The organism is Solihabitans fulvus, assembly GCF_008386585.1.
In the GTDB taxonomy this organism is placed as follows: domain Bacteria; phylum Actinomycetota; class Actinomycetes; order Mycobacteriales; family Pseudonocardiaceae; genus Solihabitans; species Solihabitans fulvus.
Genome location: NZ_VUOB01000002.1, coordinates 218,785 through 239,769, shown reverse-complemented (window position 1 = coordinate 239,769; position 20,985 = coordinate 218,785). Strand labels below are relative to the sequence as shown.

The 20,985-nt window shown below is 69.5% G+C and carries 24 protein-coding genes and 1 pseudogene; 17 read left to right on the top strand and 8 right to left on the bottom strand.

The annotated features are described in order from the left end of the window. Nucleotides 1-37: 37 nt before the first annotated feature. The 3 genes from F0L68_RS02420 to F0L68_RS02410 all read right to left on the bottom strand — a co-directional run bounded on the left by F0L68_RS02420 (nt 38) and on the right by F0L68_RS02410 (nt 2,639). Entirely contained in the window at nt 38-1,003 is a 966-nt protein-coding gene (locus F0L68_RS02420) for an aldo/keto reductase (protein ID WP_149847717.1), read from the bottom strand. After that, nucleotides 996-1,748, bottom strand: coding sequence for an SDR family NAD(P)-dependent oxidoreductase (locus F0L68_RS02415; RefSeq protein ID WP_149847716.1), 753 nt, complete (start codon nt 1,746-1,748; stop codon nt 996-998). The genes F0L68_RS02420 and F0L68_RS02415 overlap by 8 nt, the downstream gene beginning before the upstream one ends. Before the next feature lie 117 nt (nt 1,749-1,865). Further along, nucleotides 1,866-2,639, bottom strand: a complete 774-nt coding sequence (locus F0L68_RS02410; RefSeq protein WP_149847715.1) for a FadR/GntR family transcriptional regulator — start codon at nt 2,637-2,639, stop codon at nt 1,866-1,868. Between the two features lie 156 nt (nt 2,640-2,795). Here F0L68_RS02410 and F0L68_RS02405 point away from each other — a divergent pair, with 156 nt between their 5' ends. The 10 genes and pseudogenes from F0L68_RS02405 to F0L68_RS42105 all read left to right on the top strand — a co-directional run bounded on the left by F0L68_RS02405 (nt 2,796) and on the right by F0L68_RS42105 (nt 10,254). After that, nucleotides 2,796-4,067, top strand: coding sequence for an ABC transporter substrate-binding protein (locus F0L68_RS02405; protein WP_149847714.1), 1,272 nt, complete (start codon nt 2,796-2,798; stop codon nt 4,065-4,067). A 5-nt stretch (nt 4,068-4,072) separates the two neighbouring features. Next, complete coding sequence (locus F0L68_RS02400; protein WP_188316348.1) at nt 4,073-5,053, top strand: carbohydrate ABC transporter permease; 981 nt, start codon at nt 4,073-4,075, stop codon at nt 5,051-5,053. Beyond that, nucleotides 5,053-5,880 carry a carbohydrate ABC transporter permease gene (locus F0L68_RS02395; RefSeq protein WP_149847713.1) on the top strand — a complete coding sequence of 276 codons (828 nt, stop codon included), beginning with the start codon at nt 5,053-5,055 and terminating at the stop codon, nt 5,878-5,880. The genes F0L68_RS02400 and F0L68_RS02395 overlap by 1 nt, the downstream gene beginning before the upstream one ends. Nucleotide 5,881: 1 nt before the next feature. Further along, nucleotides 5,882-7,063 carry a mandelate racemase/muconate lactonizing enzyme family protein gene (locus F0L68_RS02390; protein ID WP_149847712.1) on the top strand — a complete coding sequence of 394 codons (1,182 nt, stop codon included), beginning with the start codon at nt 5,882-5,884 and terminating at the stop codon, nt 7,061-7,063. Nucleotides 7,064-7,124: 61 nt separating this feature from the next. Continuing rightward, a complete protein-coding gene (locus F0L68_RS02385; RefSeq protein ID WP_149847711.1) occupies nt 7,125-7,472 on the top strand; it encodes an L-rhamnose mutarotase in 348 nt (115 codons plus the stop codon). 115 nt (nt 7,473-7,587) lie between these two features. Then, nucleotides 7,588-7,932: a hypothetical protein gene (locus F0L68_RS02380; protein ID WP_149847710.1), complete on the top strand. Its 345-nt coding sequence runs from the start codon at nt 7,588-7,590 to the stop codon at nt 7,930-7,932. 166 nt (nt 7,933-8,098) lie between these two features. Further along, nucleotides 8,099-8,743 (top strand): hypothetical protein, encoded by a 645-nt coding sequence (locus tag F0L68_RS02375; RefSeq protein ID WP_149847709.1) that lies wholly within the window; start codon nt 8,099-8,101, stop codon nt 8,741-8,743. A 58-nt stretch (nt 8,744-8,801) separates the two neighbouring features. Continuing rightward, entirely contained in the window at nt 8,802-9,785 is a 984-nt protein-coding gene (locus F0L68_RS02370; RefSeq protein WP_188316347.1) for an NB-ARC domain-containing protein, read from the top strand. After that, nucleotides 9,739-10,068: pseudogene (locus F0L68_RS44835) on the top strand (tetratricopeptide repeat protein); the annotation flags it as partial. The gene F0L68_RS02370 and the pseudogene F0L68_RS44835, both read left to right, overlap by 47 nt. A 39-nt stretch (nt 10,069-10,107) precedes the next feature. Then, a complete protein-coding gene (locus F0L68_RS42105; RefSeq protein ID WP_188316351.1) occupies nt 10,108-10,254 on the top strand; it encodes a hypothetical protein in 147 nt (48 codons plus the stop codon). 145 nt (nt 10,255-10,399) lie between these two features. On the opposite strand, the gene F0L68_RS02360 is transcribed toward F0L68_RS42105, so the two are convergent. From F0L68_RS02360 to F0L68_RS02345, 4 genes are all read right to left on the bottom strand, one after another. Next, entirely contained in the window at nt 10,400-10,813 is a 414-nt protein-coding gene (locus tag F0L68_RS02360; protein ID WP_149847706.1) for a hypothetical protein, read from the bottom strand. A 197-nt stretch (nt 10,814-11,010) separates the two neighbouring features. Then, the gene (locus F0L68_RS02355; protein WP_223198422.1) at nt 11,011-12,147 is read right to left on the bottom strand and encodes an erythromycin esterase family protein; all 1,137 of its coding nucleotides are present in this window, start codon (nt 12,145-12,147) and stop codon (nt 11,011-11,013) included. 434 nt (nt 12,148-12,581) lie between these two features. After that, complete coding sequence (locus F0L68_RS02350; RefSeq protein ID WP_149847704.1) at nt 12,582-13,688, bottom strand: DUF4037 domain-containing protein; 1,107 nt, start codon at nt 13,686-13,688, stop codon at nt 12,582-12,584. A 126-nt stretch (nt 13,689-13,814) separates the two neighbouring features. Next, complete coding sequence (locus tag F0L68_RS02345; RefSeq protein WP_149847703.1) at nt 13,815-14,420, bottom strand: TetR/AcrR family transcriptional regulator; 606 nt, start codon at nt 14,418-14,420, stop codon at nt 13,815-13,817. Between the two features lie 91 nt (nt 14,421-14,511). Here F0L68_RS02345 and F0L68_RS02340 point away from each other — a divergent pair, with 91 nt between their 5' ends. From F0L68_RS02340 to F0L68_RS02320, 5 genes are all read left to right on the top strand, one after another. Further along, on the top strand, nt 14,512-15,147 hold the full coding sequence (locus F0L68_RS02340; RefSeq protein WP_149847702.1) for an NAD(P)-dependent oxidoreductase: 636 nt from the start codon (nt 14,512-14,514) through the stop codon (nt 15,145-15,147). A gap of 222 nt (nt 15,148-15,369) precedes the next feature. Next, nucleotides 15,370-16,146: a trypsin-like serine peptidase gene (locus F0L68_RS02335; protein ID WP_188316346.1), complete on the top strand. Its 777-nt coding sequence runs from the start codon at nt 15,370-15,372 to the stop codon at nt 16,144-16,146. A 137-nt stretch (nt 16,147-16,283) separates the two neighbouring features. Further along, on the top strand, nt 16,284-16,595 hold the full coding sequence (locus tag F0L68_RS02330; protein WP_276313818.1) for a winged helix-turn-helix transcriptional regulator: 312 nt from the start codon (nt 16,284-16,286) through the stop codon (nt 16,593-16,595). 106 nt (nt 16,596-16,701) lie between these two features. After that, entirely contained in the window at nt 16,702-16,935 is a 234-nt protein-coding gene (locus F0L68_RS02325) for an RNA polymerase subunit sigma-70 (RefSeq protein WP_149847700.1), read from the top strand. Nucleotides 16,936-16,937: 2 nt separating this feature from the next. Further along, nucleotides 16,938-17,510 carry a Clp protease N-terminal domain-containing protein gene (locus F0L68_RS02320; RefSeq protein ID WP_149847699.1) on the top strand — a complete coding sequence of 191 codons (573 nt, stop codon included), beginning with the start codon at nt 16,938-16,940 and terminating at the stop codon, nt 17,508-17,510. A gap of 94 nt (nt 17,511-17,604) precedes the next feature. Here the strand turns inward: F0L68_RS02320 and F0L68_RS02315 are convergent, their stop codons facing one another. Beyond that, the gene (locus F0L68_RS02315; protein ID WP_149847698.1) at nt 17,605-19,068 is read right to left on the bottom strand and encodes a glycoside hydrolase; all 1,464 of its coding nucleotides are present in this window, start codon (nt 19,066-19,068) and stop codon (nt 17,605-17,607) included. Nucleotides 19,069-19,264: 196 nt separating this feature from the next. On the opposite strand from F0L68_RS02315, the gene F0L68_RS02310 reads away from it, so the two are divergent. Together F0L68_RS02310 and F0L68_RS02305 are read left to right on the top strand one after the other, a co-directional pair. Further along, on the top strand, nt 19,265-20,254 hold the full coding sequence (locus F0L68_RS02310; RefSeq protein ID WP_149847697.1) for an NAD-dependent epimerase/dehydratase family protein: 990 nt from the start codon (nt 19,265-19,267) through the stop codon (nt 20,252-20,254). Next, a complete protein-coding gene (locus F0L68_RS02305) occupies nt 20,251-20,961 on the top strand; it encodes an alpha/beta fold hydrolase (protein WP_149847696.1) in 711 nt (236 codons plus the stop codon). Before F0L68_RS02310 ends, F0L68_RS02305 begins: the two co-directional genes overlap by 4 nt. The last annotated feature ends 24 nt before the right edge of the window (nt 20,962-20,985 follow it).

The window sequence follows — 20,985 nt, the reverse complement described above, 5'->3', positions numbered from 1 at the left end:
GCCGTTCCTCATCCGTTCCTCGTCAATGCTGTTCCGGTCACGGCGTCGGCACGCCGGCCTCGAGCAGCCCTTCGTCACGCAGGTCCGCCCACAACCCCGGCGGAGGGGGCGCGGCGAACGCGGCGACGTTCGCCCGGAGCTCGGCCGCCGTACGGGCTCCGATCAGCGCGCCGGTCACCGCCGGATGGCCGAAGGGGAACCACAGCGCGGCGGCCGGCAGCGTCGTGTCGTGCCGGGCGCACACCGCGGCGATCCGCCGGGCGCGGTCGACCACGTCCGCGGGCGCGGTCCGGTAGTCGTAGTGGGCATCGTCGGGCACCTCGTGGCGAGCCAGCAGCCCGGAATTGAACAGCCCCGCGGCGAGCACGTCCACCCCACGTTCCGCGCACAGCGGAAGAAGTTCGGCCAGCGCGGACTGCTCCAGCAGGGTGTAGCGACCGGCGAGCAGAACACTGTCCACATCGGACTCGCAGACGAACTTGGCGAGCATCTGCCACTGGTTCATGCCGGCCCCGATCGAGCCGATCACGCCCTGTTCACGCAGCTCTGCCAGCAGGGGTATCGCCTCGCCCGCCGCCTGCTCCCAGTGGTCGTCCGGGTCGTGCAGGTAGACCACGTCCACCCGGTCGAGCCCGAGACGGTCGAGCGAGGACTCCAGGCTGCGCCGCACACCGTCCGCACTGAAGTCCCACTCGCGGCGCCAGATGGCCGGAACCGCGAAGCTGTCGCCGTCGTCAAGCCGCCCGGCCCCATCAGGGTTGGGCACCAGCAGCCGTCCCACCTTGGTGGACACCACGAACTCCTCGCGCGGGCGGTCCTTCAGCGCGGCGCCGAGCCGCCGTTCCGAGAGACCGAGCCCGTAGTGCGGGGCGGTGTCGAAGATCCGGATGCCGGCCTCCCACGCCGCGTCGACCACGGCGCGGGCCTCGCGGTCGGTCACCTCGGTGTACAGGTTGCCCAGCGGGGAGGTGCCGAGACCAAGTCGGCTCACGATGTCAGCCACGGGGACGCAACCGCAGCGCGTCCATGCCGCCGTCGACGGCGAGCACGGTCCCGGTGGTGGAACCCGACGCCGGGCCTGCGAGGTAGGCGATCGCTGCGGCGATCTCCTCGGCCTTGACCAGCCGGCCGTGCGGCTGCCTGGCCTCCAGCGCCGCGAGCTCGCCCGCCGGGTCCGGCGCCGAGTCGAGCAGCCTGCGCACCCACGGCGTGTCGGCGGTGCCTGGCGCGACCGCGTTGACCCGGATGCCTTCCCGGATGTGGTCGGCGGCGAGGGCGCGGGTCAATGCGTGCACCGCGCCCTTGCTCGCCGAGTACACCGCCCGCTGCGGCAGACCCGCGGTCCCCGCGATCGAACCGGTGTTCACGATGGCGGCGGAACGGGAGTCGCGCAGGTGCGGCAGGCAGGCGCGGGCTACCCTGGCCATCCCGACCACGTTGACGTCGAACACCGTGAGCCACTCGTCGTCGGTCGCCGCGGTCACGTCACCCTGCGCGCCGATGCCCGCGTTGTTCACCACCACGTCGATGCCGCCGAAGTGCGCGACCACCGCAGCCACGGCGTCGCGGACGCTCCGATCGTCGGTGACGTCCGTCCGCACGAACAACATCTCCTCCGGCAGGCCGTTCGCCGCAAGGTCGAGCACGGCGACCCGCGCACCGCGACCGGACAGTAATTCGGCCGTACTCCGGCCGATGCCCGACCCGCCACCGGTGACCAGAGCCACCAGCCCGTCGAAGTCGCCCATACCCGCTCGCTCCGTTCGTCGATTGCTTGCACACTAGCCGTGATCCACGCGCGCCGGTCGCACCGCTTCAGCGAAATCCTTGTCCACCAAGCGATGCACATCGTCGGCGCGACAGACCTAACGTTCCAGGCGGCCCGGCTCTCCCGCGTCGCTGCGACGCACGAGCCAGGCCTCAGTGATGTGGGTGAACATCGCGTCGGAGGCGCCGGTCGGGTCGTGCGCCGCGATCCGTTCGTAGATGCGGCGGTGCCCCGCGTTGGAAGCGCGGCACAGCTCGCGATCGGTCCGGCCCATGTAGCGGGCCGTGTGGAAGACCTGGCTTTCCAACGACCGCACGACGCCCCTGGCGATGCGGTTGCCGGAAGCCTGCATGATCCTGTCGTGGAAGGCGTGATCGTGCACGCGATAGGCGGCCGGGTCGCCCACCACCTGATCCATGAGATCGACGAGAGTTCGCAGCGCGTCGACGGTCTCCTCGTCGGCGACCCTCGCGGCGACCTGGGCCATGTCCGATTCGAGCAGCCTGCGGGTCACCACCAGGTCGTCCAGCACGCCCAGCGTCTCGTCCTCGGCGATGACGGCCCCGAGGACCAGCTCGTCGAGCACGTTCCACATCGACTGCGGGGTCACCAGCGTGCCAGCGCCCTGGCGCACCTGGACCAAACCCTTTTCCTGTAGGACTTTCACCGCCTCGCGGATGACGGTCCTGCTCACCGAGAAGGACTCGCACAGCGCGGGCTCGGGCGGCAACGACGTTCCGGAAGGGTGCTCACCGCGCACGATGCGTCCGACCAGCTCCGTGGTGACCGCCCTGGTCAGGTTCGTCGGCCGGCGCTCCCAGCTCTGCACTGTGGGCGCGCTCGTGATCGGCCGCTGGCCTGATGCCGTCATCTGTCCTCCGGTTGCACTCCCGCCGAGGCGCCGAGAGCGTGCGAACGAGTGTACCGACAATCGACCGTTGACGTAATACGTCATACGAATTACGTTCAGCGCACCTCGTCGGGCAGCTCGCCGCCCGGCCACCGTCTCAAGAAGTGAGCAGCAGCAATGAAGCAGCGCACACTATGGACCGCCGCCCTGGTGGTGGGGCTGGCGTTCACAGCGGGTTGCGGGAGCGCCTCCGGGCCGGGCTCCTCGTCCGGCGGTTCGAGCGACAAGCTCGTGGTCTGGGACTGGAAGTCGGGTGACCCGAAGGCGGCCAGCTACATCCAGAAGGCCAAGGCCGACTTCGCCAAGAAGCACCCCGGCGTGAACCTCGAGTTCGTGGCACAGCCCTTCGACCAGTACTACACACTGCTCGGCGCGGCGATCCAGTCCGGCAAGGGACCGGACGTCATCATGTTCAACGGTGGCGGCAAGATCCGCGATCGGTCCGACGCGCTCGCCCCGCTGGACTCCTACATCGCCGACGACAGGCAGCGGCTGACCGGCTGGGACGCGTTCGCCAAGGACGGGAAGACCTACGCCGAGCCGGTGACCCTGCAAGGGCACCCGATCTACTACAACAAGGACCTCTATCAGAAGGCCGGCCTCAACCCCGACGCTCCCGCCACGACGCTGGACGAGTTCATCAAGAACTGCGGTGTCATCACCCAGAAGACCGGGGCGAAGTGCTTCGCGCTTGGCAACAAGGAAGGCTTCGGCATCCAGTTCTGGTTATCGGCGCTTGGTTCCGCGGTCCTGACCCCGCAGGAGTACGACGACTGGATCGCCGGCAAGCGGAACTGGTCCTCGCCGGACGTCAAGCAGATCTTCGAGCTCTGGAAGCAGGCCGGTGACACCGGGCTGAACACCGACGGCGCCAACTCCACCGCGATGTTCAACGACGCGTTCGCGGCCTTCAGCTCCGGCAAGGCGGCCAACGTGATCGGCCTGATGTCCGATGTCGGACACTGGAAGGACTTCGCCGAGTTCCTCACGCCGGAGAAGATCGGCGTCATGCAGGCACCCCTGGTCAACCCCGCGGCGAAGCCGAGCCTGCCCTACGACGGTGGCATCGGCTACGCGGTCGCCAAGTGGACCAAGGACCCGAAGCTGGCCGCAGACGTCGTGCGGTCACTGACCTCGACCGAACCCCTCCAGGCGTTCTCCCTCGACGGTGGCGCGATCGCGTCCGACACCACGATCGACATCGCAAAGAGCGGCCCGGCCGCCAAGGCGATCGTCGCGGAGGTCAAGACCGGCAAGCCTGCCCTGCACGTCGCCCTGTCGTCCACGACGGTCGACCTCATGGGACGCCTCTCCCAGCAGTTGCTCAGCGATTCGATCACGGTGGACGACGTGCTTGCGCAGCTGGCAGCCTCCGACAAGACGGGCTGATCGACGTGTCCGCACACTCTCGGACCTCGGTGGGCCCGGCCACGGCCGGGCCCACCGAGGACACCGCCGGCCGCGCACCGGCGCCCCGGCCGGCCACCGCGTCGGCGCGGCGCAACCGCCGGGGCTCACGGGCCGAACGCCTGGCGCCCCTGGTTCTCCTGGCTCCGGCCATCCTGATCATCGCCGGGCTGCGACTGTGGCCGCTGCTGCTCGGGATCAACTTCTCCTTCACCGGCGACGGCGCCCGCAACGGCATGAACGTCGGTCTCGACAACTACCTCACGCTGCTCCACGATCCGCTCTTCCGCACCGCGTTGCGCAACGTCGGGCTGCTCGTGCTGCTGCTGCCGGTGGCGGTGGCGATCCCCGGCCTGCTCGCGACCTTCATCTTCCTGAAGGTGCCAGGACACCGGCTCTACCGCGGCGTCTACTTCTTCCCCGCCGTGCTCTCCCCCGTGATCGTCGGCGCGATCTTCAACCTGCTGCTGGCCTTCGACGGTCCGCTCAACGCGCTGCTCGGCGGCCTCGGCATCGGACCGGTGGACTGGCTCGGCAATCCGGACGTGGCGATCTTCGCGGTCGTCGGCGTGCACATCTGGGCGACGTTCGGCATGGCGCTGGTCGTCTTCCTTGCCGGGTTCGCCACCCTCGACTCCTCGGTGCTCGACGCGGCCAAAGTGGACGGTGCTTCGCTGCCGCAGACGATCTGGCACGTCATCATCCCCAGCCTGTCGCGCACGATCCAGTTCGTCTTCGTGACCACGATGATCGGCATGCTGACGTCGATGTTCGGCCTGCTGTACGTGATGACCGGCGGTGGGCCGGCCGGATCGACCTACCTGCCCGAGTACTACGTCTGGATCCAGCAGGGACAGATGAACCAACCTGCGCTCGCCTCCGCGGCGTCCACAGCGCTGTTCCTGATCATGCTCGTGGTGGGACTTGGCCAGATCGGCATCCTGCGACGCGCGGGCAAGGAGGACTGATGTCCGGCACCCGGCTGACCAGATGGGTCGCCGCCATCCCGATGGCTGCGCTCGCGCTGGCCACGATCTACCCCCTGGTGTTCACCACCAACGTCGCCATGAAGACCCGCCGCGAGTACGTCCTCGACCGGTTCTCCCTGACCGACTCGTTGAGGTGGGACAACATCGTCAAGGCGTGGACGAGCGTCGGGATGTCCCGGTACTTCCTGAACTCGGTGGTCGTCGTGGCGTGCTCGGTGGCGCTGCTGCTGTTGCTAGGGTCGATGGCGGGCTTCGCGCTCGCCCGGCTGCGCTTCCGCGGCTCGTCCCTGCTCTTCCTGGGGATCCTGGCCGCGTTGTTCATCCCGTTCCAGGTGATCATGGTTCCGCTGGCGCGGATCATGGCCGACACCGGCCTCATCGACACCTATCCTGGGCTGATCCTCGCGTACGTGGCGCAGTTCCTGCCGTTCACGATCTTCCTGCTGACCAGCTACTACTCGACCGTGCCGCCGGACATCATCGACGCCGCACGCATCGACGGGAACTCGGTCTACGGGGTCTACTGGCGGATCATGCTCCCGATCGGCGCCCCGGCGCTGCTGTCCGTCGGCGTGCTCAACGCCCTGTTCTGCTGGAACGACGTGCTCATCTCCCTGCTGCTGATGCCGTCCGCGGAGCACCGCACGCTGATGGTCGGCGTCACGTCGTTGCGCGGTCAGTACTCCGACGACATCCCCACGTTCGCCTCCGGTGTGCTGATCGCCGCCGTACCGGTCCTGGTCGCCTATCTGTTCCTGCAACGCCAGATCGCCGACGGTGTCACCGCCGGATCCACGAAGGGCTGACATGCGCATCGCTCGCTACCGAACGCTCACCACGGTCCAGGACTGGGGCCGGCCGGCCGGTGACGCGAACGGCGTGTACACCGACGGCCTCATCCGGGTTCCCATCGTCCTCGTGGAGACCGACGAGGGCATCACCGGTGTCGGGCTCGGCCCCCATGTGGAGATCGAGAGCGTCTTCACCGCCATCGAGGGAGAGGACCCTCGGTCGGTCACCGCCCTCTACGACCGGATGCTGCGCCGGACGTTCAAGGCGGGCCACGCCGGCGCGGTGTTCGGCACCATCGGCGCCCTCGACACCGCGCTGTGGGATATCAAGGCGCAGGCGGCGGGCGAGCCGCTGTGGCGGCTGCTCGGTGGCCGCGACCGCCGCGTGCCCGCCTACGCCTCTGGTCTGGACATCGCCCTGGACGACGACGAGTTCGTTGCGGCGTACCAGGCCTACGCCGACCGAGGACTGCGCGCGGCGAAGATCAAGGGCGGTCTCGACGTCGACCGCGACCGGCACCGTCTGACACTCCTGCGCGACCTCCTCACCGACGCCGGGCACGGCGCACGACCGAGCCTGATGCTCGACGTCAACGAGACCTGGACGCGCAAGCAGGCGGTCCGCTACGTCAGCGAGATCGAGCGCACTCTCGACCTGACCTGGATCGAGGAGCCGGTCCGGCGCTGGGACGTGGAAGGCCACGCTGCGGTGGGCCGAGGCATCCGCGCCTCGGTCGCCACCGGGGAGAACCTCACCGGGCTCGAACAGCACCGCCCGCTCATTGCGGCCGGAGCGGTCGACATCGTCCAGACGGCCGCGGTCTGGGGCATCACCCACTTCCTGCGGGTCGCCGCCCTCGCGCACGCTCACGATCTGCCCGTCAGCCCCATCGGCACCACGCCGGTCGGTCTGCTGCACGCGGCGACGTCGGTCCCCAACCACCTGGTCAGCGAGTTGCAGGATCTCCGGCCCGCGCTGGGAGTCTCCCTCGACCTGCACATCGAGAACGGGGCCTACGTCCTCGGCGACAGTCCCGGCCTGGGCCTGCGCATCGACGAGGAGGCGATCACCGCCGCCAGCCATCTGGTCCCGGACCCGTTGTCCGGCGGTGCGCACATCCGGCCCGAACGCGCCGGGCGCCGCCTGCACGCTGTCGGGGCGGACCGGGAGCCCGAAAGCACCGTGCTCAACGCATAACACCGAACCCTGCCGGCGGCGCCGCGCCTGCCACCGCCATTCGGCTGTCGAGGAGAAGCACATGAAGCGAACACAGCGCTACGGCATGGTGATCCGGCTGCGCCCGGAACGGCGTGCGGAGTACCTGCGGCTGCACTCGGCCGTCTGGCCAGCCGTCGAGCAGACGATGCTCGACGCGAACATGCGCAACTTCAGCATCTTCCTGCACGGCGACCTGTTGTTCGGCTACTACGAGTACATCGGTGCCGACCACGACGCCGACCAGGCCCGCGTCGCCGCCGATCCCGAGACGCAGCGCTGGTGGACGCTCACCGACCCGTGCCAGGAGTCGCTTGCCGAGCGGGAGTCCGGAAGCTGGTGGTCACCGATGCAGGAGGTATGGCATCTGGAGGACCCCACCTCGTCCTGACTGTGCGACAACTCGACCATGGCACGCTGACCTGTGCGTTCCGGTCGATGTGGCTCTCCAGGGCACCACACCCACCGGTCACGACGTCGATGCGATGAGAGTGGGGAACGGCCAGATGTCGGACCAGGTCGGCGGTTGGTACAGCGTGCGATGCATTTTCCGTTGGACGACCTGGCAGGACACGCCGTTCGAGGAACGTATCCTGCTGTGGCAGGCCCAATCGCTGCGAGACGCCATCGCGTTGGCTGAATCCGAGGCACGTGAGTACGCGCAGGGCAACCAGGTCGACTACGTGGGCCTCGCCCAGGCGTATGCCCTGCCAACCGCCAACGAGATCGGCAGTGGCGTCGAGGTGTTCTCGCTGCTTCGGGACAGCGAGCTTCCGCCGGACGAGTATCTAAGCAGCTACTTCGACACCGGTCGGGAGCGTCTCGGGGACCTGGATCCGGAGGACGCCTGACAGGCCCGGCTACGTAGGTCAGCGCTGACCGCTGGTCCTGGACTACCGGGGCCACACGCACTCCTACCTCGGGAACCTCCCTGCCTGCCGCACCTTCGCTGTCCGCCAGCGCCGAATCAACCGTCTGCTGCGGGTTTGTCAGTGTCCTGCACTACCCTCACCCACCGTGGAAGACAAAGACATCGTCGAGATGGCGCGAAAACTGATGTACGCGCCGCACGCCACTCGCTTCCGGCGGGTGACCGAGCTGATCGTTCCCCCCAACGACGGCGGCTCGATGAGTCTGTTCGCCCCGGGCTCCGGCGAGGGATCGGGGCTCATCTACGACCCACCGAACACCATCCCTGCCGGCCGCTACCCCGTCGTGATCGCCGAGGGTCCCGACTGGTACAAGCCGGAGGAGCGCGGCATGGTCGTCCAGGCCGCCGCAGTCATGTTCCAGGCCACCGACCACGCGCCCGGCGGAGGCGACGACAACAACGTCCTGTCCGGCTTCGGCATCACCTGCATCGGCTGGGAGATGGGCTTCGAGTCCGACCGCCTGCTGGAGCTCGCGGCACCGGAACTGCGGCGCAGAGGCCTGCCACAGCAGGAGGAACTCGGTCTCGTCGTGCGGAAGTCGTTCGGGCAGGTCGAACAGGCCGCTGCCGGGCGCGAGGAGCCCGGCGCGTTCGCGGAGGGCTGGTGGGAGATCTCCAACGGAGAGGCCAACTCCATCGGGTTCCTCACCAACCACGAGAGCGCCACGATCGTCGACCTACGGGACGAGCACGACCGGCCAGTGGCGTTGACGCTGATCGTCACCCAGTAACGATTATCGAGGCGGCGTCGCTCGCAAAGCGGCGGGAATCGGCAAGACCACGCTGGCGGTGCACTGGGCACGGCAGACCGAGAACCGATTTCCCGACGGCCAGCTCTACGTCAACCTCAGCGGGTTCAGTACCGCCGACCTGCCCATGCCCACGGCCAAGGCGATCCGGGGATTCCTCGACGCGTTCGCGGTGCCGCCGGAGCGGATCCCCGCGAGCCTGGACGAGCAGGCCAAGCTGTACCGCAGCCTGCTCGCCGGCCGCCGCATGCTGGTGGTACTGGACAACGCCCGCCACTCCGACCAGGCGCGTGCCCTGTTGCCGGGCAGCACCACCGCGATGACGATCGTGACCAGTCGCCACGAACTCACCGGCCTGGTCGCCACCGAGGACACCCATTTGCTCACCCTCGGCCTGCTCAGCGCAACGGAGGCCCATGAACTCCTGGCACTCCGGCTCGGCCGCGACCGAGTCGCGGCCGAGCCCGAGGCGGCCGACGAACTGATCGCCCTGTGCGCCAGGTTGCCTCTGGCACTGGCCATCGCGGCCGCGCGGGCCGCCGCGCGCCCCGCCTTCCTCCTGGCCACGCTGGCCGAGGAACTACGGGACAACCGCGCACGCCTAGATCCTCTGGAGAGCAAGGACCTGGCGACCAATCTGCGTGCGGTGTTCTCCTGGTCCTACCGATCGGTGGGCGCCGACGCGGCGCGGATGTTCCGGCTGCTGGGAGTGCACCCCGGTCCCGACATCTCACTGGCGGCCGCCGCGAGCCTGGCCGGTACCGGTCCGGTCGATGCCCGCGTGGCACTGCGGGAACTCACCGAGGCCCATCTGCTTGACGAACATCGTCCCGGTAGGTTCGCGTTCCACGAGCTGCTGCGCGCCTACGCCACCGAGCAAGCCGCCACTGTGGACAGCGACGCGGACCGGGACGCCGCGATGCACCGGATGCTGGACCACTACCTGCACACCGGCCGAACCGCGGCCCTGCTGGTGCATCCGCCCCTCGAACCGATCGCCCTCGACCCAGGCCAGCCCGGGTGACACCCGAGGAACTCACCGACGACAGCCAGGCCCGCACCTGGTTCGTGGTGGAGCGCCCGGTGCTGCTCGCGGCCCTGGCGGTGGCCGTCGACGCGGGCTTCGACACCCATGCCTGGCAGCTTCCCTGGACCCTGCTGACCTTCACTGCCAACAGTCCCTTGCGCTGGATCGGGAACTCGGCAACCGCCTCAGCGAGGCCGGCACCCTGGAAAGCCTCGGCTACATCCATCACCGCCTCGGCCACCACGCGGAGGCGGTCGACTGCTACCAACAGGCCCTGGCCCTGTGCGCGGAGTTGGGTGACCGGTACGACGAGGCCGCCATGCACAGCCACCTCGGTGACGTCCATCAGGCCGTCGGCAACCACGACGCGGCTCGGGAGAGCTGGCGGCGGGCCCACACGATCCTCAGCGAACTGCGGCACCCGGACGCCGAACAGGTGCGCGCCAAGATCGACGAGCTCGCCTGAAGCGGCGGAACTGCCGCCCGTTTCCAGTGGACGGAATTCGAGCTGACGCCACGAGAACTCTCACCGTGACGTGATCACGAAACCGCCGGCATCGACATGATGCCCTGAGATGCCTCTGAACAGGCAGAAGATCCAAGGCAGCCGCCTACTTGACGTCCACCGTGACCTTCCAGGGCGCCACGACGTCGAGGCAAGCCTTCCCGGGGTTGGGGCGGCAATGGCGAGTCGCGGTGATCTTGCCGGTGCCCGGGTGCTGCACGTGGAAGACAGCGCGGGCGCCTCCGGACGGTTCCGCCGTGCCCGCCGTCCGCTTGAGCACCTCGGGGGTGCTGGCCTGCGGAATGCTCCAGGACCAGTTGAGCCCCTGCTCGCGGTATGCGGTGAGCCGGACCTCGACATCGCCGCCGGCCGCTGCGACCACGGTCCGACCACCGTCCAGGTTCGTCAGCACGACCTGGGTGGCTGCCGAGGCTGTGGCCTGCGCGGTCGCGGCGGCCGTAGCCGCGGTCAGGACAGGCGCTGCGGCAAGCCGTACGGCACCGAACTTCGACGTCTTCATGAACTCCCCACAGAGGTGCTGGGATCGGGCGGAACGAGCTGCGTGTTCGGAAGCCAGGTTTGCATGGACGTGCGGCGAACTCATGGATATCGCGGCGAAACAGCCCGATCGGATGACGGCTCTCGACGAACATCGAAGTCCACAGTGGATTGTGACTACGTCATCGATCACGCCATGCCGGATCTGCGCTTGGACTGTCACGGCTGGCGTTTGTCGGCCTCGTGAACCTCGTGCAGGTGGACGAGGACGTCGAAGGAGCGGGCGATGGCGATGTCCTCGGGACCGGTGGGGAACTGGGTGCCGATGTTGCGCGTGGGCCGGGGGTGGCTCAGCCAGGCACGCGCGGCGGCCGGGGCGTTGCGGACGTCGAGGTAGTAGTCCCGGTAGCGGACCTGGTCGAGGGTGAACTCGTTCGTGCCGGGCCCGGCGGCGTCCACGGTGAACTTCTTCCAGTCGCCGCCGAGGGCGGCGTCCTTGGACAGGAAGGAGCCCCGGTCGAAGGTGGCGCCGACGGGGAGATAGCCGGCGCCCATCGCGTCGCGCAGGAACGATCCCTGCGTCTTGGGATACAGCGTCGGATTGCCCGCGACGTAGCCGACGTGGGTGTTCTGTGCCGACAGCAGCATCTTGTGGCCGGTGTGCCGTTGCCACCAGGTGACGTTCTTGGCCATCACCTCATCGCGGAAACGCTCGGAGGTGGCCAGCGAGTCCGGGCTGGTGACATCCACGGTGAGGAACGCGGTGGTCTGGGCGATGGATCGGGCGTTCTGCTCGGCCCAGTCGAACGTGTCCCCTCCGGAACCCTTCAGGCCGCTGACCAGGTCCAGGGCCTGCTGGGCCTGGGCCGCCAGGCGCTGTCGTTCCGTGAGTGGCTTGCCGAGGTAGGCGAAGACGTCGTCGATCGGACGCAGTCCGGTGTAGAGCTCGGTGAGCCGAGGCAGCGACTGCGGATGGTCCCGTCGCACGTAGTCGGTCACTCGGCCGAAGAACCCGTCGTCCAGCGTGGGGGCGCCGATGTCGTCGCCCATGAAGTGGACGGTGCGGCCGGGGTGGTGGCGGTTGTGGTCCCGCATCCACTCGATGAGGTTCACGAACTCCTCGCGGTCCCACGGGGAGTTGGTCAGCGTCTCGTTCGCGATCGTCCTGGCGTCGCCGTTGCCGGTCTGGAGGTACTCGTCGATCCGCAGGCCCGCCGACCAGCTCAGCTCCAGGGCGAAGGTGGTGAAGCCCTTGTCCTCCACCAGATAGCGGAAGACCCGCTGTTTCATGGTGAAGAACTCGTGGGAGCCATGGGTGGCCTCGCCGAGGCCGACCACCTTGGCGTCGCCGATCATTGAGCCGAGGGCTCGCAGGTCGGCCGTGTTCCTCCCGGGCTCGGTCGAGCGGAGTGGGTGAGCCGCCTGTTCCAGGGCGCGGACGACCGGACCTTGCTTCCCCTCCGGTGCGGCCTGGGCCGGCGAGGGAGCCAGGACCGCGCCTACCGCGATCACTGCCGCTGTTGCCAACAGTCCCCGCCGGCTCACGCGGTTGCGGTCGATGGGCATGCCCTGTGCCCCTTGACTTGCGTGGTTCATCGTCACGTGGGAAGCATCGCCGGTGATCGCGTTGCCGCGCACTGGAGGCAGCCCCTTACTTCTCCGTGGGGACATGTCCACCTTCTCGGTGGGGATGTCCCCACCCTGTGGGGCTTGGCAAGTCATCGTTGCGGGTGGCAGGCGGTCGACCCCGGTCGCGTGGCGCCATGGTGCGAGGGCGCGGGAGCGTCGGCCTATCGAGGTGACGGGTAGAGCGCCGCTGCGAGGTGCCGGCTGCGAGTGCGGTGGGCGAGGACGTCGGTGCTGTCGACGAATTGGTCGATGGCACCGGTCATCGGCAGGTCCCGTATGGCCGGGTCGGTGATGGTGGCCATCAGGGCGGTGGCGAAGCGTTCGGCGTGCAGCACCTGGAACGGGCGGTCGTGGAACGGGCGAACGTGCGGATCGACCGGTGCCGTCAGCGTCAACTCGTTGTGCAGGGTGGCGACCGTTTCGTAGGCGGCGGTCAGGTGCCGTTCGCGGTCGTGTGGCGTGGTGGCCGCCACGGCGGCGGACAGCACCGGGCCGAGTTGCGCGGCGCGGGGAAGGCGGGCGAAGGCGCTGCCCAGCCACTTGCCGTAGGGCGGGTACGTGCGGTTGATCAGCAGGCACAGGCGCATCAGATCGCGGGCCAGGCGGGCGGTGACGATGGCCGCGCCGAGGTTGTCGCCGACTTCATCGCAGCGGCCAACGAACGGTTCTTCCTGGCTGATGCGCTGCCATTGAGAGGCCAGCACGTAGCGCCACACGTCGTCGGGGTACCAGGCCAGCGCACGGCGAACCCGGCGCAGGTCGCCTGATCCGTCGTGGAAGACCGCGCCGGTGGTGACTTCGGCCAGGGCTTGGGTCGAGGTGGCCAGCCAGTCGAGGGTGGTGATCTCGGCGAAGGGGTCGAAGCCGAGGTGGCCGGTCAGCCAGTCGCCGAGTTCGGCGATGACCACCGCATGGTGGATGTGCCCGGTGGTGGACTGCATGTGGCGGGTGTCGTGGTTGCCGATCGGGATCAGGTCGGTGGGATAGCCCGCGACGCTGGTGGGCAGTCGTTCGGCCAGCAGGCTGGAGATCGTGTCGCGGTGTGCGGCGACGTCCGCCGATTCCAGGAACAGGTGCAGGCGTGGTCCCCAGTCGTGGTCGGTGGATCGTTCGGTGTCGAAGCCGAGGACCTCGGAGCCGGCACCTATCAAGGCCGCGGTGTGGGTGAGTCCGGGAAAGTGGTCGGACAGCAGGGGCCGCACAGCTTCCCGGTACAGCCGGGCGGACAACTCGATACCGGGGATGAATGCTGGTGGCACGCCGGGCATGGTGTCCGATCCGATGCTCGGTGGGCGAACGCATTTCGGCGGCTGGGCTCGCTGCGAGGCGGTGTGGCGGCAGGAGGCAACCCAATCGGGCGAACAACGAGACTTCTCGTTGCTTTTCCTGTCGCGCTACTGGCGCGCGAGGCCCGCCATGAGCGTCCCGGCCAGGCCGGCGGCGAACGCCTCGGCGGACTGCGGCGGCGGCTGGCCGGTGAAGTGCGCGAGGAAGGCCCGCAGGTGGCACGCGCCGAGCAGCATGGCCGCGGCGGCGTCGGGGTCCGCGTCGGTGCGGATGCGGCCGGCGGTGCGCTCGCGGCGCAGGTACTCGGCCAGCGCGAGCACCGGCTTGTGCGGGCCGGCGTCGAGTTCGCGCAGGGCCGCGCGGTGCCGTTCGAGCAGGGCGGGCTCGGCGAACAGCGACGCTCCGATCTGCGTGCTCGCCTCGTAGAACAGCGCGGCCTGCCTGGCGATGTCGATGAGGCACTGCCCGGTGTCCCGGCCGCCGGCGTCGGCGGTGAGTTCGGCCAGCAGCGGGCCGAGCGCGGGCAGCCGCTCCTGGAGAACCGCGACGAAGATCTCTTCTTTGCTGGCGAAGTGCTTGTACAGCAAGGCTTCCGAGCAGTCCGAGGCGCGGGCGATCTCCTTGGTGGTGACCCTGGCAAGGCCGATGGTGCGCATGAGCCGGTCGGCGGCGTCGAGGATGCGCTGCCGGGTCGGGGCGGGCTGCTGTGGCATCGGGACCTTTCACTGCCTTGGCTTGACGGACTGCTGTCGAGTGACCATCCTACTCGGTGAGTGAACACTTACCCACCCTGGAGCGTGGCTCATGAAACTCACGGTTTTCGGCGCGACCGGCGGCACCGGCGGGCACGTCGTCCGGCAGGCACTCGACGCCGGGCACCAGGTGACCGCCGTCGTCCGCGACCCGGCCAAGCTCGCCATCGAGCACGCCGACCTGCGGGTGCTCACCCCGCACGTGACCAACCCCTCGGCCCTGCACGAAGCGCTGGAGGGGCAGGACGCGGTCATCTCCGCGCTCGGCGCCAACGGCAGGAAGGGCGTCGGCATCGCCTCGGCGGCGACCCGCTCGATCCTGACCGCCATGGACGACTGCGGGGTGCGGCGGTTCGCGGCGATCAGCGCGGTGCCCGTCGGTGAGCTTCCCGACGGCGAGCCGTTCTTCTCCCGCGCGATCATGATCCCGCTGCTGCGGGCGATTCTGCGGGAGGTCTACGCGGATCTCGCCGTGATGGAGAAGGAGCTGCGCGGCAGCGACGCGGAGTGGCGGATCGCCCGGCCGCCCTACCTCACCAAGGGGCCGCTGACCGGCAAATACCGCACGACGATCGGCGGCACCGTGCCGCGCGGCACGTCGATCTCCCGCGCGGACCTCGCGCACGCGATGCTCGCCATGGTGGACAACCCGGCGACGGCGCGGCAGGTCGTGGGCGTCGCCTACTAGACACTCCCGACGGGGCAGGACAACCGCGCCGCGCGGTCGCGTGATGAGCTGCGCGCCAACGGTTCACGCGTCCCGCACCCGCGAAGTCCCGTCCCGACAGCCCTTTCCCAAACACACACTGGCCTTTTCCCGAACACCCACCGCGGTCGCCGCGGCGGCCCTACGATGATCTTCCTTGGCAACACGGCCTTTCTTGCAGGCCCGGACGACCCAGGAGGAGATTTGTCGCGCACTCTCACCGGCGTTCTCGCCGCCGCGGCAGCGGTGTTCCTGTTATCGGCCACCGCGGCCACCGCGACCGCGGCCACCGCACCTCGCGACGCCGCCCCGACGGGGGCGATCCCCACCGTCGGGGCGTTGTCGCTCGTCGGCTACGGCCAGATCTGCACCGGCACGGTGCTCAACACCCCCAAGCACAACATCGTGCTGACCGCGGCGCACTGCATCGACCACCTGGTGGTGCACCCGCCCGGCTCGGCGTTCAGCTTCACTCCGGGGTACGACACGGCGAGCGGCAACCAGGCGCCGTACGGCAAGTGGAGCGTGAAGGCCTACCACCTGCCGTCCAAGCGAGGCATCCTGCACCGCAACCCTGACTACGACGTCGCATTGTTCGAGCTCAACCCCAATGGGCAGGGCCAGAACATCCAGGACGTGGTCGGCGGGCAGGACTACCAGATCAACGCGCCGATCTCCGGTTCGATCACCTCGATCGGCTACCCGATCGCAGCGAAGGGCCGGCCGTACTACTGCGGGGTCCCCGTCACCGTGCATCCCGTCAGCGGGCACAAGGACGAGTTCCAGGCGGACTGCGGCAAGGCGTTCGGCGACGGCGTGAGCGGCGCCGCGTTCCTGGTGAACTACGACGCAAACACCCAGCACGGCACGGTGGTCGCCAGCGTCGGCGGCGACAACGAGGGCGGCGACTCCAGCGGGGAGCTGACCTACGGAGTGCGGCTGGACAACGAGTTCCAGAGCTTCCTCAACGGCGTGGGCTAGGCGCGGGTTAGGCATGGGCTAGGCGAAGTCAGGCGGGGCGGGTGGCTCGGTAGGACCCGGGCCACCCGCACGGTCGTTCGCCGCACCGCGAAAGCCCGCATACTGGTGACGTGAAGGTTCAGCCGTATGCCTGCGGAATCGACGCCGCGATGGACGTGATCGACGGCAAGTGGAAGGTGCTCATCCTGTGGGCGCTCACCACCAGCGAGGCCTGCCGTTTCGGCGAGCTGCGCCGGCTGGTCGGCGACGTCAGCGAGAAGATCCTGACCCAGCAGCTGCGCGAGCTCGCGGCCGACGGGATCGTGCACCGCGAGGTCTTCGCCGAGGTCCCGCCGAGGGTCGAGTACTCCCTCACCCCGCTCGGCGAGTCGCTCAACGCGGCGCTGCGGCCGTTGAGCGCCTGGGGCAAGGAGAACATGCCGCACATCATGGCCGCGCGCAGCGCCTGACGGCCCCCGGCACGGCAGCTCCTCCCCCGGCACCCGTGCCGCGCCATCCCGACCCTCGCGTCAACCAAGGTTGACATGTCTCGCGCGTCAACCTACGTTGACACCTGTGAGCGACACAGCACAGTTGGCCTCCGACGCGGGCAGCCGCGACCCGGCCGTCGGCCTGCGGGCCGTGCGGGCGCTGCGGGTCCTGGTCGAACGCCTCGAGGCCCTCCAGGTCGAGAACGCCAGGGACCAGAACTGGTCGTGGCAGGACATCGCCGCCTGCCTCGACGTGACCAGGCAGGCGGTGCACAAGAAGTACGCCGGTGGGCGCGGACTACTGCGACGGGGGAATTAGACATGTTCGAACAGTTCACGCAGGACGCGCGCCAGACGGTCGTCCTCGCCCAGAGCGCGGCACGCCGCCTCGGCCACCACTACATCGGCACCGAGCACCTGCTGCTCGGCCTGCTCAGCCAGCCACACACCCTGGCGGCCCGACTGCTCGTGGTCCGTGGCCTCGACCTCGCCTACGCAGAGACCACGGTCCTCCGGCTGCTGGGGACGCCGGGCCTCGACGCACGGGACGCGGACGCACTGGGGACGATCGGCATCGACCTGTCCGCCATCAAGGAGAAGGTCGAGGCCACGTTCGGCCGCGGCGCCCTCGACCGCGACCCGGCCCACACCAGGGCGGGCAGGTTCGCCGGCGGCGGACACATCCCGTTCACCAAGCGCGCCAAGAAGGTCCTCGAACTGTCCCTGCGCGAGGCGCTTCGCCTGAAACACAAGCACATCGCCGACGGACACCTCCTGCTCGGCCTGCTCCGCGAGGGCGAGGGCCTCGCCGCCAAGGTGCTGGCCGAGGCCGGCATCGACTTCGCGCAGCTGCGCGCCGACCTCGACCGGGACATCCCCGCCGTGCCCGCGTGAGGTCGCACCGCCACGGAGCGCGGACAACGTCGGGGTGACTCGACCGCGCCCCGGCCGCCGGCATGGCGGCGGCCGGGGCAGGGCCGGTGTCACCTCACAGGTACACCCCGGGGACCTCGAAGGTCTGCACGGTGTTCGGCGCGAACCACGACCAGAACCGGGTGCCGCGCACGTAGGTGTCCGCGTGGTGGACGTAGCTGTCGCCGCCGCCCGTGTTGGTGCACCACCGATCCACCAGCGCGCCGTCGTGCGATGGCGTGCCGAACCGCGACAGGTCGTAGTTGATCCACTGGCCGGTGCCGTAGTTGGTGCCGACGATGACGAGCTTGTGGTTGGCCGCATCGTAGGCCGCCACGGTGTTACCCTCGCCGCCGTCGATGATCCGCATGCCCGGCCGGATGTGCCGCATGTACTGCGCCAGCACGAAGTACTTCGGGTTGACCTGCCCGGTGGCGCCGTTGCCGCTCTGGATCAGGCCCCAGCCGCCGCCGTCCACCACCTGCCAGTAGACCCACGCCGTGGGGTGCAGCCAGCGGAAGTCCAGGTTGAGGTTGCTCGCCGTCTCCATGCCGCTGGTGTCCCCGCCGCCGTACTCGGAGTTCCAGATCCTCTTGCCGGCGGCCGAGGCCGCGTTGAACAGCAGGTCGCGCCGGCCGCCGCCGTACTGGTAGCCGTGCACGTTGATCCGGCCGATGTTGTTGCGGGTGCCCGAGTCGAAGCTGTTCAACGCGGCCGTCGCCTCGTCGTAGTAGGAGCAGTCCGACGCGGTCACCGGCATCCACCCCAGGTCCCGCGCGTTCAGCTCGGCGCGCAGGTTGTTGATGACGGTCCGCTGGGTGGACAGGTCGAAGTGGCAGCCCTCCTGGGTTCCGTCGGCCTTCCACCACGAGCTGGACGGCTCGTTGAACGGCTCGACCGAGGTGAAGTTCACGCCCCACCGGTCGTGCGCGTAGCGGGCGATCGTCGCGAGGTACACGGCGTGCTGGTCGTAGTTCCACGACTGGAGGTTCTCGCTGCCGTCCGCGGCGCCCGACGGGTTGTGGTTCTTGCACATCCACCACATCGGCGAGTTCGAGAACAGCTCGAACTGGTTCACGCCCCGGTCGCGTGCCTTCCACATCATGTTGCGCTGCTTGCTGTCCGCGTACCAGTTCCAGCTGCTCGACGCGGGATCGGCGCTGTACCAGTCGAGCCAGTAGCCCTCGACCTGCCGGCCGGGGATCATGTTCGGCGAGGTCACCATGGACTCGCCGTTGATGCTGTGCCACGTCGACGCGCCCGCGTTGTACCGCACGATGTTCAGCCCGAGGCCGGGCAGCGACTGTCCCTGGTACTGCACGGTGTTGCGGGTGAAGAAGATGTCGGCGAGGTCGTCGCGGTCGCCGAACGCCGCGGCCCACCAGGCGAGCGAGGTGCCCCAGCCCTCCCAGGTGCCCCAGTTCACGGACGGGTTGACGGTGGTGGTGTAGTCGGCGTTGGCGGGATCGGCCAGGTACGTCGCGGCCGCTGCGCCGAGCGGCACGGCGAGCAGACCACGCAGGACGGTACGACGCTCCATCGACAGCTCCTCCGGTCGTGGTGCGACCCGCCCAGGGAAGCGGGCCCGCAGGCCATGATCACACCGGCCGAGGGCCGTGGCTACCGTCCCAGCGTCTGCTTCCCGCAACCCGGCCGGCAGAAAGTTCCGCTTCGGGCGATTTCGCCGTGAGCGAGAATGCCCGGATCGGCGGTACCGAACCGGCAGACTACCGCCCATGAGGCTTCTTGTGCTTGGCGGAACCGAGTTCGTCGGTAGGACCGTGGTCGAGGACGCGCTCGCGCGCGGCTGGCAGGTCACCGTCTTCAACCGGGGCACGCACGAGCCGCCCTCGGGTGTCACGGGGCTGCGCGGCGACCGCACCGCTCCCGGTGGGCTCGCCGCGCTCGACGGCGGCGAATGGGACATTGCGGTGGACACCTGGACCGACGCGCCGTCTGCGGTACGCGACGCGGCGCGGGCGCTGGCCGGGCGGGTCGGGCGCTACGTCTACGTGTCCAGCAGGTCGGTGTACGCCTATCCCAGCCCGGTCGGCGCGGGCGAGAGTGCGCCGCTGGTCGACGGGTCGCCGGACGACGGCGACGTGGACTACCCCAATGCCAAGCGCGGCGGCGAACTGGCCGTCGCGGCCGAGTTCGGCGACCGGGCGCTGTTCGCGCGGGCCGGGCTCGTGATCGGGCCGTACGAGAACATCGGCAGGCTGCCGTGGTGGCTGAACCGGATCGCGCGCGGCGGCGACGTGCTGGCTCCAGGGCCGAGCGACCTGCGGTTGCAGTACATCGACGTCCGCGACCTCGCCCGCTGGACCCTCGACGCGGCCGAGCGCGGCCTCGACGGGCCGTACAACCTGGTCAGCCAGCCCGGCCACACCACGATGCGCGAACTGCTCGAGGCGTGCGTCGCCGCGACCGGGTCCGACGCGCGTCTGCGCTGGGTCGATCCCGAGGCGATCACGGCGGCCGGGGTGCAGCCGTGGACGGACCTGCCGATCTGGCTCCCGCCGGGTGAGCTGTACGACACCATGCACCGCGCCGACGCGTCCAAGGCCGTCGCGGCCGGGCTGGTGTGCCGGCCGGTCGGCGAGACGGTGGCCGACACGTGGACCTGGCTGACGGGCCTCGGCGGCGTCGCGCCGCACCGGAAGGACCGGCCGGCGGTCGGGTTGGCTCCCGAGGTCGAGGCCGCGCTGCTCAACGGCGCGGCATGACCAGGCCGACGGTCGTGCTGGTGCACGGCGGCCTGTCCGACGCGAGCAGCTGGGACGCGGTCGTCGCCGGCCTGCTGCGCGACGGGCACACCGTGCTCGCGCCGCCGAACCCGTTGCGGGGTCAGGACAACGACGCCGCCTATGTGGCGAGCGTCCTGCGCACGGTGCCCGGCCCCGTGGTGCTGGTCGGGCACTCCTACGGCGGCGCGGTGATCACCAACGCGGGGCGGGAGCCCAACGTCCGCGCCCTGGTGTACCTCGCGGCGATGGGGCCGGCCGAGGGCGAGAACGCCCAGGACGCCGTCGGCGACCACCCCGGCGGGGTGCCGGAGGAGGCGATCGTCACCAGGCCGTTCCCGCTGCCCGACGGCGGCACCGGCGTCGATGTGTACCTCGACCAGGCTCGGTTCCACGACGTCCTCGCGCACGACGTGCCGGCGGAGCGGGCCGCGGTGCTCGCGGTGACACAGCGCCCGCTGGCGATGGCCACCCAGTCCGACCGGTCCGGTCCCCCGGCCTGGGCGAGCCTGCCCAGCTGGTATCTGGTGGCAGCCGGGGACCGCGCGCTGCCGCCGGGCGCGCAGCGCGCGATGGCGGCCAAGATGGGGGCCGACACGATCGAGCTGGACACCTCGCACCTGCCGCACGTGTCCCGCCCGGACGCGGTCGCGGACCTGATCCGCGCGGCCGTCCGCGCGGTGGCCTAGGCCAGGGCAGGTCCTCGAGTCGCC

What these genes read in the sequence shown, in the direction of transcription:
- F0L68_RS02345 (WP_149847703.1), bottom strand. Translation starts at nt 14,420, where the DNA reads ATGCCACAGCAGCCCGCCCCGACCCGGCAGCGCATCCTCGACGCCGCC.
- F0L68_RS02350 (WP_149847704.1), bottom strand. Translation starts at nt 13,688, where the DNA reads ATGCCCGGCGTGCCACCAGCATTCATCCCCGGTATCGAGTTGTCCGCC.
- F0L68_RS02385 (WP_149847711.1), top strand. Translation starts at nt 7,125, where the DNA reads ATGAAGCGAACACAGCGCTACGGCATGGTGATCCGGCTGCGCCCGGAA.
- F0L68_RS02305 (WP_149847696.1), top strand. Translation starts at nt 20,251, where the DNA reads ATGACCAGGCCGACGGTCGTGCTGGTGCACGGCGGCCTGTCCGACGCG.
- F0L68_RS02380 (WP_149847710.1), top strand. Translation starts at nt 7,588, where the DNA reads ATGTCGGACCAGGTCGGCGGTTGGTACAGCGTGCGATGCATTTTCCGT.
- F0L68_RS42105 (WP_188316351.1), top strand. Translation starts at nt 10,108, where the DNA reads ATGCACAGCCACCTCGGTGACGTCCATCAGGCCGTCGGCAACCACGAC.
- F0L68_RS02320 (WP_149847699.1), top strand. Translation starts at nt 16,938, where the DNA reads ATGTTCGAACAGTTCACGCAGGACGCGCGCCAGACGGTCGTCCTCGCC.
- F0L68_RS02340 (WP_149847702.1), top strand. Translation starts at nt 14,512, where the DNA reads ATGAAACTCACGGTTTTCGGCGCGACCGGCGGCACCGGCGGGCACGTC.
- F0L68_RS02405 (WP_149847714.1), top strand. Translation starts at nt 2,796, where the DNA reads ATGAAGCAGCGCACACTATGGACCGCCGCCCTGGTGGTGGGGCTGGCG.
- F0L68_RS02310 (WP_149847697.1), top strand. Translation starts at nt 19,265, where the DNA reads ATGAGGCTTCTTGTGCTTGGCGGAACCGAGTTCGTCGGTAGGACCGTG.
- F0L68_RS02395 (WP_149847713.1), top strand. Translation starts at nt 5,053, where the DNA reads ATGTCCGGCACCCGGCTGACCAGATGGGTCGCCGCCATCCCGATGGCT.
- F0L68_RS02415 (WP_149847716.1), bottom strand. Translation starts at nt 1,748, where the DNA reads ATGGGCGACTTCGACGGGCTGGTGGCTCTGGTCACCGGTGGCGGGTCG.
- F0L68_RS02410 (WP_149847715.1), bottom strand. Translation starts at nt 2,639, where the DNA reads ATGACGGCATCAGGCCAGCGGCCGATCACGAGCGCGCCCACAGTGCAG.
- F0L68_RS02360 (WP_149847706.1), bottom strand. Translation starts at nt 10,813, where the DNA reads ATGAAGACGTCGAAGTTCGGTGCCGTACGGCTTGCCGCAGCGCCTGTC.
- F0L68_RS02355 (WP_223198422.1), bottom strand. Translation starts at nt 12,147, where the DNA reads ATGATCGGCGACGCCAAGGTGGTCGGCCTCGGCGAGGCCACCCATGGC.
- F0L68_RS02390 (WP_149847712.1), top strand. Translation starts at nt 5,882, where the DNA reads ATGCGCATCGCTCGCTACCGAACGCTCACCACGGTCCAGGACTGGGGC.
- F0L68_RS02315 (WP_149847698.1), bottom strand. Translation starts at nt 19,068, where the DNA reads ATGGAGCGTCGTACCGTCCTGCGTGGTCTGCTCGCCGTGCCGCTCGGC.